The 12,202-nt window shown below is 45.5% G+C and carries 11 protein-coding genes; 5 read left to right on the top strand and 6 right to left on the bottom strand.

Features of this window, described 5'->3' with window-relative positions; genetic code table 11:
* Positions 1-540, top strand: coding sequence for an NUDIX hydrolase (locus tag R7F64_RS09915; protein WP_318071652.1), 540 nt, complete (start codon positions 1-3; stop codon positions 538-540).
* Positions 541-619: 79 nt separating this feature from the next.
* Here the strand turns inward: R7F64_RS09915 and R7F64_RS09910 are convergent, their stop codons facing one another.
* The 4 genes from R7F64_RS09910 to R7F64_RS09895 all read right to left on the bottom strand — a co-directional run bounded on the left by R7F64_RS09910 (position 620) and on the right by R7F64_RS09895 (position 3,847).
* Positions 620-1,054 (bottom strand): hypothetical protein, encoded by a 435-nt coding sequence (locus tag R7F64_RS09910; RefSeq protein WP_318071651.1) that lies wholly within the window; start codon positions 1,052-1,054, stop codon positions 620-622.
* A gap of 20 nt (positions 1,055-1,074) precedes the next feature.
* Positions 1,075-1,626, bottom strand: coding sequence for a YtfJ family protein (locus tag R7F64_RS09905; protein WP_318071650.1), 552 nt, complete (start codon positions 1,624-1,626; stop codon positions 1,075-1,077).
* A gap of 79 nt (positions 1,627-1,705) precedes the next feature.
* Positions 1,706-2,425 (bottom strand): carbonic anhydrase, encoded by a 720-nt coding sequence (locus R7F64_RS09900; RefSeq protein WP_213885411.1) that lies wholly within the window; start codon positions 2,423-2,425, stop codon positions 1,706-1,708.
* Positions 2,426-2,503: 78 nt separating this feature from the next.
* The gene (locus R7F64_RS09895) at positions 2,504-3,847 is read right to left on the bottom strand and encodes an OmpP1/FadL family transporter (RefSeq protein ID WP_301577303.1); all 1,344 of its coding nucleotides are present in this window, start codon (positions 3,845-3,847) and stop codon (positions 2,504-2,506) included.
* Positions 3,848-4,619: 772 nt separating this feature from the next.
* On the opposite strand from R7F64_RS09895, the gene R7F64_RS09890 reads away from it, so the two are divergent.
* Genes R7F64_RS09890 through R7F64_RS09880 form a run of 3 tightly spaced genes read left to right on the top strand, consistent with a single transcriptional unit; the run spans position 4,620 to position 9,152 of the window.
* The gene (locus R7F64_RS09890) at positions 4,620-5,795 is read left to right on the top strand and encodes an efflux RND transporter periplasmic adaptor subunit (protein ID WP_085569216.1); all 1,176 of its coding nucleotides are present in this window, start codon (positions 4,620-4,622) and stop codon (positions 5,793-5,795) included.
* Position 5,796: 1 nt separating this feature from the next.
* Positions 5,797-7,761, top strand: coding sequence for a MacB family efflux pump subunit (locus R7F64_RS09885; RefSeq protein WP_318071649.1), 1,965 nt, complete (start codon positions 5,797-5,799; stop codon positions 7,759-7,761).
* A gap of 14 nt (positions 7,762-7,775) precedes the next feature.
* Positions 7,776-9,152, top strand: a complete 1,377-nt coding sequence (locus R7F64_RS09880) for an efflux transporter outer membrane subunit (RefSeq protein ID WP_318071648.1) — start codon at positions 7,776-7,778, stop codon at positions 9,150-9,152.
* Between the two features lie 96 nt (positions 9,153-9,248).
* Here the strand turns inward: R7F64_RS09880 and R7F64_RS09875 are convergent, their stop codons facing one another.
* Positions 9,249-9,791, bottom strand: a complete 543-nt coding sequence (locus R7F64_RS09875) for a carboxymuconolactone decarboxylase family protein (RefSeq protein WP_005374097.1) — start codon at positions 9,789-9,791, stop codon at positions 9,249-9,251.
* A gap of 111 nt (positions 9,792-9,902) precedes the next feature.
* Between R7F64_RS09875 and R7F64_RS09870 the strand changes: the two genes are divergently transcribed.
* On the top strand, positions 9,903-10,505 hold the full coding sequence (locus R7F64_RS09870; protein WP_318071647.1) for a TetR/AcrR family transcriptional regulator: 603 nt from the start codon (positions 9,903-9,905) through the stop codon (positions 10,503-10,505).
* A gap of 151 nt (positions 10,506-10,656) precedes the next feature.
* Here R7F64_RS09870 and R7F64_RS09865 read toward each other — a convergent pair whose 3' ends face one another.
* Positions 10,657-11,913 (bottom strand): SGNH/GDSL hydrolase family protein, encoded by a 1,257-nt coding sequence (locus R7F64_RS09865; RefSeq protein WP_017635085.1) that lies wholly within the window; start codon positions 11,911-11,913, stop codon positions 10,657-10,659.
* Between the last annotated feature and the right edge of the window lie 289 nt (positions 11,914-12,202).

Raw genomic sequence — 12,202 nt, 5'->3', positions numbered from 1 at the left:
ATGTCAGACATCAAACAGCTAGACAGCAAAGTCGTTTACCAGAATAAGTGGATGACGGTGCGTGAGGACAAAATTTTACGTCCGAGCGGCGCAGAGGGCATCTATGGTGTGGTCGACAAACCTGATTGTGCTGCGATTCTGGCTATCGATAACGGGATGATTCACTTGGTTCAGCAGTACCGTTACACCGTAGGTCAACGTTGTTGGGAGATCCCACAAGGGGCGTGGGAATCAAATCCAGATGCGGAGCATCTTGAGCTTGCCAAAGGCGAGCTGCGTGAAGAAACGGGCATGCAGGCGAGCGCTATGGCGTATGTCGGCGCGCAGTTTATCGCATACGGCTTTTTGAATCAGACATGTCACGTCTACTTCGCCACTGATTTAACGGACGTGGGTAATCAACTCGACAGCGAAGAAGAGGATTTGATCACTCGCGCTTTTTCTGTTGAGGAGTTCGAACAGATGATGATCGACAGCACGATCAAAGATTGTGTCACCATCGCCGCTTATGGTTTGGCGAAGCTGAAGAAATTCATTTAGTTATCCATGACGATTTTTTAATGAAAACAGCGGCCTAGTGCCGCTGTTTTTAGTTTGGGTGAGCTCGTTGAGCCATCGCTTACTCGTCGATTTTCTTACCTAAGATTTCCACTTGCGCTTTTTTGGTCACCCCCGCGACTTGCAGCGCAGTGCTGCCAACCGATTCATAGTTCAACTCGATTTTGTCTAACTTCGCGTTATCTTTTGTTGGTAGGCTTAAGCTTCTTGATGACATGCCTTTAGTCAGAACCCCTAAACTGTCGAACGTCTTTTCCTGACCATCTTTCATGATTACTTTAACGCCTTTCAGATCGACCGTACCTTGCGTACATTTGATTTTTATGTGGCTGAAACGAGCGTTAGCAAATGGTGACAGTGGATTGACTGTGTCGGTTTCCGATTTAAAACTGACGGTCTTATCTGCAATCTTCTCCCAATCGTTGTCTCCTGCAACCGATTGGAAAGAGGCTACAGCCGCTAAAAGACAGAGTGCGATGGTGTTGAACAGTTTCATAGCTTTTCCTTACCTTAGGTTTAGATATTCTGTTTAATCAGTTCGATGACGTGTGTGACTTCGTCTTGAGTTAAAGCCCCTTCTTTCACGAATAAAATTTCGCCTTGTTTATTTTGTACGATAATCGCAGAACTTTCTTGCTGCAGATCCCAAGTTGTTGCTAATACGCCATTTTTGTCTAACACCATGGAAGACCAAGAGAATGTCTTTTTGCTGTCCTCTGCCGACGATTTTACAAATGTACCGGTTCCCCAGATGGCGTCTTCTTGGTTGATCACGGTTGTGGTCTGATACTGATCTTCAGGAAAGTGAGCGGCAGTGATTGCTGACATCAGCGGCGCGTTCATCTCTTTGGCTTTACTACGACCTGCAATGGCTTGTATCACACGGACTTTGCCTAACATCAGCTGAGTTGCCCAAGGTTGATAAGCCACATCGTCTTCTTGCAGCGTCATTTCGCCATAGGTATCAATGCTGACGGATGGGGTAGTTTGACCGACAGAAAGGTTATGAGAGAAGGCGAGTGTCGGGGCGAGTGCGAGTAAGAGTGACAGAACAGATGGAGTTTTCATTGGGGGTTCCTGTAACTAAGTGAGGTTAGAGCGAATCAAAATAAGGGGCAAATACGATGCCCCTTATCGGATTTGGCGATTAGTTAGAAAGTACAACGCGCGCATTTAACGGTTGCAGCGGACGATTGTTTTGTCCCATGACTTCCATCAGTTTCGCGGCTTGATCTTTGGATAAGGTTTGAGTGTCTTTAAGCACAAACCAGCGCACACCTTCTGAACATGGCGGTGTGGTTAAAGAGCCGTTAAATCGATAGTAGTTTGCAGTTTTTGGCAGTAAGTCTTTAATCTCAAACGTATCTTTAAAGAAAGTGGTTTGATTCTCTTGTGGGATTGCGTTGATCAGTTTAGACAGTGCTGCGTTTTGATCGCCAGCATCAAACATCACCGAAATTACCGCCAACTCGCCATCTGCGTTGGCGTGCACAAAGTGCGCTTCAAGTGGATATTGGCGGCCTTTGATTTGGTTTTCTGAAGGTGTGTGGAAATGGAACTGTTGCAGCTCGAACGTCTCGCCATCGATGGTGAAGCTGTTACGTCCGTTCACTTGCGCTTGCAGCGTATGACCATTGTTGGTTAAACCAATGACCTGACCAGTGTACGAAAGGTTCAGTGCTTCCAGTTTTGCATCGGCTGGGTTGTCGATGTTGATTGGGCTTTGGTTTTTCGTGGTTGCGCAGTCTTTGGCGATTTCTCCCCAGTGCTCTGGCCCGTGTTTGTCATTGCCATAGCCCCATTCAGAAGCCTGAGCCGCGCTTAGAGTGAGAAGTGAGAGTGAAAAAGCAAGTAGTGTTTTGTTCATAATAATGTCTCTGTTCGGTCGCTTCGATAAGCGTTGTTACAAGGCAATGACCTAGAGGTTTGATCACTGCCTGACAAATTAGAAACGGTGGCTGAGTTGGGCACCAATTAGGAACGCGTTTGAATGGGTAACGCCCGTCACCATCGGTGCAGGAACACCTTCATACGCGTACTCTTCTACGTTGACATCTTCACCAATCAAGTACGTCATGCCGATGTCAACCGTGGTATCTGATGACCATTGGTAAGAGGCCCCCGCAGATAACCAGTGACGGTTCGAATCTGGGATAGAAAGCGAAGTCAGCTCATCGACAGGTGTTTTGTCGAACATGTAACCCGTGCGAAGTGTCCAACGTTCATTGGCGTACCAAGTCGCACCGATGGAGTAGTGCGCGGAGTCTTGCCACTGAAAATCTTTTAGCAACTGATCATCAGCTTTCAAGCTGTCAAATGCTGACCAACCAATCCACTGCACAGAATAGTGCAGGGCAAATTTAGGTAAGACGCGGTGATAACCGGAAAACTCCGCAATATCCGGTAGCGGCATAGCAAGCGAGTCGTACGATTCGCCAGCAAAGTGGATGTCGCCCTTGGCATTTATGTTAGGGCTGTGCTTGTAGCTTAAACCTAAGCGATGACGTTCGTTAAACTCGTACATCATGCCAATATTCGCACCAAGCCCAATGCCGCCCGCTTCCACATCAAGTGCGTTGCCTTTTACGGATCCACAGCGTTGTTCTAGTTCGTTTCCAAGTATGTTCCCACCAACGCAAACACCCACGTCCATATCGCGGTACAGCTCACCAGAGCCGTAAATCACATCAATACCACCACCGATACTAAAACGGTCGTTCACCTTGTATGCCAAGCTTGCGCCAAGGTTGACACTCGCTACGCTGGTGACACCGCCAAAAACAGGTGCGCCATAGTTTGGTTTAAACTCCATGTCGGTTCCGAAGTTGGAATATGCCGATAAGCCTAGATACCAGTCGTCGTTGATAGGGTGAATAAAGTAAAAATTGGGTACAACGGCTGGTTGACCAACGCCATCGACGTCATCAATGTCGGTCACGGTTTGAGAGAAGGACGGGGTAATGTCAACTTGAGGGGACGGAGGAAAACCGCCCATACCAACATTGACATCTGCATTAATGTTAGCTCGATGATATTGCGCATTTTTAACGGTAACGTCAGGTTTGACGTAAGTGACACCGAACGATAAGGCATTTTGTTTAAACAGCGTCATCGCTGCGGCGTTGCGGCTGACTACAGATGCATTATCACCAATGACGGCATCACCAGCAAAAGCACGACCAAGACCCGTCGCAGAATGTTCGTTAATTTGAAAACCACCGGCATACGCCGTCGAGGAGGCTAACCCGATTAATAAATAAATCGGTGAAAGAGTTAATTGTCGCTGCATGTTTTTCTCATGAATTAATTAGAAGTTGTATTGCAACTAAAATTAGTAAAATAAACAAATCTGACCAGTGTATTTAGGAGTAAAACTAACAGTGTGCTGACAATAAGTAAATTTAACTTAATAAATATTTATTGTTGAATTTATTAATGCTTCATGGCGTGAATATAGTAGTTATTTTAAGTGTAAATTAAACCCTGAACCTCTATTTTTATTTTTGCGGTATTACTTCTCTATTTTTATTGTGCTGACTGTTCCCTAACAAATAGAGGGAAATCCAGCGATAAAGTGTACGTGATGGAAACTCTGAGTCATTTGTATTTCCATTGCATCCCAACGTTGGTAGTTCGAATCAGCAAGAGAACTATCGTTTTAAACCCACATGACACACTCCTCTCGGTCTTACCTGTGTTATGTGGGTATTTTTTATTTAACTTGCCACTTAACTCCTCTTGAAATTCAATAATTAAAAATGGCCATAATGAAATTTTAATGGATTGCATATTTAATAAGTTAAGATTTTTACTGGTTTGTTGATATTTAAAAGTTTTGTTTATAATACTTATAACTTGAATTTCTATATTAAAAATGGTCTTTGCTATACGTATTGAATAATAAAGTTTTGAAGTGACTATAATATCTCTGATTTTTCACGTTAGTGAAGTTATTCATTCAGTTTCTTGACGTTAATTTACCTATCTTTACGTATCGTACTCTGTACGGCTAAGACAAATAGCAGTATAAAATCAAAACGATTATTTACTTCACTCCTGCTATGAAACTCAATAAAAAATGGCTCGTTTTGTGTGGCCTACTTGCTATTGGTGCTGGTGGTTATCACTATCTGCAACGTCCAGAACCCATTTCTCCTTACGCGACAGAAGTCGTTCGCAAAGGCAATATCGAAAAGGCGGTATTAGCTAACGGCATGTTGCAAGCGTCCAAATTGGTGAATGTAGGTGCGCAAGTATCTGGGCAAATTCAACGCCTCGCTGTGAACTTAGGGGATGAGATAAAACAGGGGGACTTGATTGCACAGATTGACAGCCTGACTCAGCAAAACAGCCTCAAAGAAGCCCAAGCGTCTCTTAATAGTCTCAACGCTCAGTACCAGGCAAAGCAAGCGCAGATTAAACAAGCAAACTATGAATACGTGCGCCAAAAAGGCATGTTGGCAGCGAAAGCGAGCTCACGAGCTGATTACGAGAATGCCGAAGCGACGCTCGCCATCTACAAAGCTGAGTTAGCGCAACTGGATGCTGAAATCGAGAAAGCCAAAATCAACGTCGACAATGCGCAGTTAGATCTCGGTTACACCACCATCAACGCACCGATGGATGGCACGGTGGTCTACACCGCGGTGGAAGAAGGACAAACCGTAAACGCCAATCAAACCACGCCAACTATTATCGAGTTAGCCAAGTTAGATACGATGACGGTGAAAGCCGAAATTTCGGAAGCCGATGTGATTTTTGTTCACCCAGGCCAAACGGCGCTGTTCACCATTTTAGGCAAACCGAATCAGCAGTTTAAAGGCACATTGCGCGCGATTGAGCCGGGGCCAACCATCATGGATGGCGATGATAGCGATCTGAGCATTTCAGATAGCGACGCCATTTACTACAACGCTGTATTTGATGTGAAGAACCCGCAAGGTATTTTGCGCATCGGCATGACTGCGCAAGTTTCGATTGTCCTTGAGCAATCGGAAAATACCTTGATTGTCCCTTCACAAGTGCTGCAAAAATCTGGCGGCAAAGGCAACTATACCGTGCCAGTGCTTGAACAGGGCCAAGTGGTGCAAAAGCCCGTGACAGTGGGTATTAACAACAAAGTGAACGCAGAAATTCTCTCAGGTTTGAAGGAGGGCGACCAGGTTGTTCTTGGCAATGCTATGGATGGAGAATCATCAAGCCGAAGTGATCGTCGTCGATCTCCAATGAGGTTCTAAGATGAGTGACGTGCTTTTAAAAGTTGAGGATTTAACTCGACGTTTTGTCTCTGGCGACGAGTCGCTTACCGTGTTGAACCACATTAATTTAGAGATAAAACGCGGTGAAATGGTCGCGATCGTGGGTGCATCGGGCTCAGGTAAATCGACGCTGATGAATGTGCTCGGCTGCTTGGATAAACCGTCCAGCGGTCGATACTTCATTAATGGGCAAGATGTCTCGACGTTGGAATCCGACCAATTGGCGGAACTGCGCCGCGAGTATTTTGGCTTTATATTCCAGCGTTACCATCTGCTGGGGGATTTAACCGCGGTGGCAAATGTGGAAGTACCTGCGGTTTATGCGGGAGTTCCTCATCGTCAAAGAGCGGAGCGAGCGCAGTCACTGTTGGCTCGCTTGGGGCTGGAAGATCGTTTGACTCACAAGCCCAGCCAACTGAGTGGTGGCCAGCAACAGCGCGTGAGTGTTGCTCGTGCACTGATGAACGGTGGTGAGGTGATTCTCGCCGATGAGCCCACTGGCGCATTAGACAGTCACAGTGGGCAAGAGATGATGGCACTGCTTAAAGAATTGCATCAACTTGGGCATACTATCATCTTAGTGACTCATGATATGAACGTGGCGAACTTTGCGGATCGCATCATTGAAATCAAAGATGGTGAAATCATTGCAGATACGCCAAATGCACAAGTTGTAATCAATGAGCAAGCAGCAAAGACACCGAGCGCGTCTTTTCATCGCCCAGCGCAAGCCGCCAGTAAGTGGTGGAAGTGGGACAGTTTTATTGACGCGCTAAAAATGGCGCTGCTGGCGATGTCTAGCCACAGAATGCGCACGTTTTTGACCATGCTCGGCATCATTATTGGTATAGCCTCGGTGGTTTCCGTGGTGGCACTAGGTAATGGTTCACAACAGCAAATTTTGTCGAATATTTCATCCATGGGAACAAACACCATTGATGTCAGGCCGGGCAAAGGGTTTGGTGACCGCCGCTCCGGACGAGTGAAAACGCTAACCGCCGACGATGCTAAATCGTTGGAGAGTCTACCTTTTGTCGACAGTGTCACGCCGTCTTTATCCAACAGCTTAACCGTGCGTTACGCCAATCAGGATGTAACCGCGTCTGTGGAAGGGGTTGGGGAAGATTATTTCCGTGTGCGCGGTTATGAGATCGCCAAAGGTCAGTTTTGGGATGAAGAGAGCGTGAACTCACTCGCCCAAGAAGCAGTGATTGATGACAACACCAGAAAGGAAATGTTTGCGGATAGAAATCCGATTGGTGAAGTGATTTTTCTTGGTTCATTGCCAGTGCGTATTGTGGGTGTCACGCAGAAAAAAGAAGACGCGTTTGGCAACAGCGACGCGCTGAAAATTTGGGTGCCATACACCACCATGTCTGGGCGCATGATGGGACAACGTTACCTCAACGGCATTACTGTACGGATTGATGAGAACGCCCTAAGCGCAGCGGTAGAACAGAGCATCATCAACTTGTTAAAAATGCGCCACGGTACAGAAGATTTCTTCACGATTAACACTGACACCATTCGTCAGAGCATCGAGAAAACCACCGCAACCATGACGTTACTGATCTCAGCGATTGCGGTGATCTCCCTAATTGTCGGCGGAATTGGCGTAATGAACATCATGTTGGTGTCGGTGACAGAGCGCACGAAAGAGATCGGTGTGCGAATGGCTGTGGGTGCGCGGCAAGCGGATATTTTGCGTCAGTTTTTGATTGAAGCGGTACTAGTGTGTTTGTGTGGTGGCATTGCTGGTATTGGCTTGGCGTTTTTGATTGGTTTTGCATTCAGTACAACTGGCAGCAGCTTCCAAATGATTTACTCAATGAACTCGATCATCTGGGCGTTTATTTGCTCAACGTTGATTGGCATCGCTTTCGGCTTTTTACCCGCTCGCAATGCCGCCAAACTCGATCCGATAGAAGCGCTAGCGAGAGACTAAAAATGAGTAACACAATGAAATTCAAAACTCGATTGGTCGCAGCTGCCTTAAGCGCAGCGTGGTTGTCAGGTTGTGGGTCGCTTATGCGTAGCGACTATCAAGCTCCTGCGGTGCAAGTGCCTGCAAGTTGGCAGCAGATGCATGTTGCGGGTGATGTCAGTATGGATCCTTGGTGGTTGGCGTTTAACGACCCAACGCTTAATCAATACATTACTCAGGTGTTGGCTCAAAACAACGATTTGACGCTGGCAACGCTAACGCTAAAGAAAGCGCGTTTACAGCTGGGTTTAGCGCAAGATGACCTTTTCCCTACGTTGAGTTCTTCCACATCAGGACAAGTTCAAAAATCTCTTGATGGCGGGGAATCGGCAGATAGCTACAGCACTAACTTGTCCGTCAATTACGAGTTGGATTTGTGGGGAAAAATCTCGGCAGACGTTGACCAAGCCAAGTGGGCGGCGATGGCAAGTCAACAAGATCGCGAGGTGACCGCACAAAGTTTGGTCGCAACGACGGCATCGTTATATTGGCAAATCGGTTATTTGAAACAGCGCTTAAACCTCAGTCAGCGTAATGTGGCAGACGCAGCTCAAACGCTACAATTGATTGAAAAACAGTACCAACTTGGCGCTGTGGATCAGTTAGATGTACTTGAAGCCAAACGTACGTTGGCAAGCTTACAAGCACAGCAAAGTGAATTTGAACAGAGTTTACTTGAGGCAAACAACGCCTTTGCGATTTTGTTCAATCAACCGCCGAAGAGCATCAGTGCAACCATCCAAATGCTGCCTGAAGGCGATATGCCATCGTTGAGTGTTGGTGCTCCGTCTGATTTATTGATCCGCAGACCCGACATTAAAGCAGCGATTTATGAAGTCAAAGCGGCGTTAGCAAATAAAGACGCAGCAGATTTGGACTACTTGCCCAAGCTGACGCTCACTGGGGCTTTGGGGGGATCGTCACAAGCGCTCAAAGACCTGCTTTCCAACCCGATCGGCAGTTTAGGTGCGGATATGACGCTACCGTTTTTGCAGTGGAATGAGATGAAAAACAGCCAAGCCATTGCCGATGTAGACTATCAATCGGCCATTGTGAGCTATCGCCAAGTGTTGTACGCCGCATTCCAAGATGTCGAAAATGCCTTGTCAGCACGCGAAAAATTGAAGTATCAGGCGGCGCGTTTACAAGAGCAATATGATGCCGCAAGTGCTGCTGAGTCCATTTATGCTGCGCGGTATCAGTATGGCTCGACATCGATCATGGACTATTTGAATGCACAAGAAGATACCAGAAACGCGCAAGCTTCTTTGTTGGCAAACCGCTACAACCAGTTTCTCACTCAGGTTACGCTTTACCAGTCTTTAGGAGGAACCGACGTTGCGCCGTTGTAATTAGGGATCAGCGCACACTAGCGAAGCGTCATGCAACAAAGCCTTTTTTGAAGGTATTACTGGTCCCATCAATGGGACCAGTAATAAAAGCTTAAGTTACTTGGCGAACTTCTTGAAAGGTGCATCAACCGGGGTGTCAGCTAGGTGATTGGTGTAGTTACTCATCACTTTTTGCGCTAGACCAAGTACAATTTCAAGCAGTTGCTGCTGTCCGTAACCTGCCGCAAAGAATTTCTCTATCTGAGACTCTTCCACTACACCACGTTGACGCACCATTTGAAGCGTTGTTTCTCGTAGTGTTTCAAGTTTTTCGTCTGCCAATGGTGTTTGGTTGACGAGAGCATCAACAATCTCCTGATCCACTTTCATTGACGCCGCGATCGCACTATGAGCAGGAACGCAGTAGTGACAACCATGTTCAACGTTGATGGTTTGCCATACGACGGTCAATTCTTCTGCGTTAAATGATGTTTGTTGAAAGAGCTCATGCACAACTTGATAACCCTCAAGCAAGGTTGGCGCTTCAGCCATAACAGCATGAAGATTTGGTAGCATGCCAAACGCTTTGACTGAATTTTCAATCAGATGCTTTGATCCTTCGGGTGCGTTTTCTGCGGTATACAGTTTAAATTCTGCCATGTTTAAATCTCCTGTAATTGGATATGAACGAATTAGGCAAGAACAGGATAGTTGATTTTGAGCGGTCGCTCAATATAAAATTGAGCATATGTTCAAAATTGATAATTGCTCATGGCGAATACAAAGAAATTCCAACGTGATGAAGTGGTGAAAGCCGCCTCGGATCTATTCTGGAAGAAAGGTTTTCATGCAACATCTACACGTGATTTGCAAGATAGCGTTAATCTGCGTCCTGGAAGTATCTATGCGACGTTTGGGTCAAAAGAGGGGCTATATTGTGAAGCGCTAAAAATGTACGTTGCGAACTTACAAGCCCTGTTTGAGTTGCATTTAGCTCAGAACACAACGGTTCTAGATGCAATAGAAGCTTTCGCGATTGATGTGGTTATCAATCAGCGAGACTCCAATCCCAGTGAAGTGTGCATGTTAGTCAAATCAGCAAGTGAATTTGCTGAGGATTTTAATGCGCTGCGCAATCAAACAAACAGCTTAGCAAACCAATTTGAATCTTTTCTTGCAAAGCTGTTTGAGCGAGCAATCGAGAATGGCGAAATTGAAGCCCAGGATACATTGCTTCTTGCTCAGTTGTTCCAGGTTCAGTTTACGGGTATACGAGCCTACTCATACCGCAGTGATGATGAAACCTTAAAGACGTTGATCTCTATTATGATGAACAGCTTCCGCGGTAACGTACCAAAACAGAACGCTGAATGAGACTGCTCAAAGTCAACGTCTCTAAATCAACGGCTTGAACTAAGCGAGCTCAAATAAACCCGTTATCAGGGGTCGATATCGATAAAAAATGACCACGAAGCATCGTGGTCATTTTTATGCAGATTAACTTGCAATGAACAACAACGGCTTATTAAAAGCGAAACTCTTCTAAGTTATTGCTGCTTTCTAACATTTTTTCAGCCACATAACGATGCGTTGCTGTGGTTGGGTGAGTCACATCCCAGAACACGAACTTATCTGCGCCAGATGCTGCACATTCAGAACGTAATGAGTGAGTGTACATGTAGTCAACAGAAGATGAACGGTTGATGTCTAAGCAAGGGTCGCTTGCATTTACGAAACCGTGTTCTTCTGGTGCCGAGGTTAACTTCTCAAACAGTGCGTGTGTATCAAACAATGCGATGTTGTAGCCTTGGGCTTTGTAGTACATCGCTTGTGCTTTGATGAACTCGTTCATCTTCAATACTTTCGCACGAATCGTTTCAATTTCTTCCTGTGTTGAGTATTTGAACTGTGGTGCTTTGGTTGCATCAGGCAGTGTCATCAACATGAAGTTCTTCGCGCCAGCGTCTGTTAAACGAATCAGAGCTTCAGCGTAATCCGCTTTTACTTCCGGCACGCTACGGTTGTAGTTCATGAAATCATTTAAACCAAACTCTAACGTAAACAATGTGTTAGCAGGGTTGTAGTTCTTCGCCAGCTTTGTGTAGGTTAAGTAAGAAGAAACTTGTTCGCCGACACCAGTTAGCGCGATGTATTGGTTTTCACCTGCTGCGCCACCAACTGCCCAGTTGTATAGCGGTAAGTTTTTGGCTTTAGCAACGTATTCCGTCCAAACAAAACCGTTTGAGAAGTGACCCAAGAACCAGCTATTCGGGTTAGGGAAGCGCCATTGGGACGCGTTAAAGATGTTGCCTGTATCAGACAAGCTATCACCCAAAGCCACTACCTTGTTGATTTGATCTGGTTGCATTGCAGCATCATTGCTCCAGATCGTGTGGTTATAAGAATAACGATTGTCAGCAGCAAAAAATGTAATGTCTGCGTTCTCGCTCGCTAGATCTAGTGTTTCTTCACAACGCTGGCGAATTACGTTTTGTGAGGTATTGGTGTAGAACATGTTTTTAAATGAGACAGAGCTCCACCAATAACCATCGATAGTGAAGTCACTACCATCTTGGTTTTTTGCCCATTTCCAATCGGTAGCCGCATCGTCCTTAGAGTGGCTCGTACGATACCAGCATCGAACGTACGTATAAGTTTGATTTTCTTGCGCGCTAACCACTTCAGCCGCAGAAACCATTGCTGGTGATAAAGTTGGCTCCTCTGCAATGGCGGAGGCAAGCGGAAGTAATGCAGTTAATAGTGTGATTGTTTTTTTCATCATTCACTCTTCTTGTAATGGTTATTGTTCCGAATGCGTGAATACGCTCGGCTATAACAGTATTTAGATGAGAATTTTTCTCACTAAACCTTCTAATTCTGAGTAAATGCTCAAGACAGTCAACAACTAAATATTCAATATTTCAGTTTTGGCACCACGGTCAAAAAATCCATTCAGCATAGCAATCGATTAAATGGGTGATATTTAGAATAATTACTCACTAACATTAATTTAACATTCACTTTTTGTTAATTAAGTAATTGCTTTATAAGGTTTTGTCGGTGATTTTTAA

It is taken from the genome of Vibrio sp. Vb1980, assembly GCF_033338615.1.
GTDB lineage: Bacteria > Pseudomonadota > Gammaproteobacteria > Enterobacterales > Vibrionaceae > Vibrio > Vibrio alginolyticus.
The sequence above is the reverse complement of the archived record's forward strand: the minus strand, read 5'-3'. Positions and strand labels throughout refer to the sequence as shown.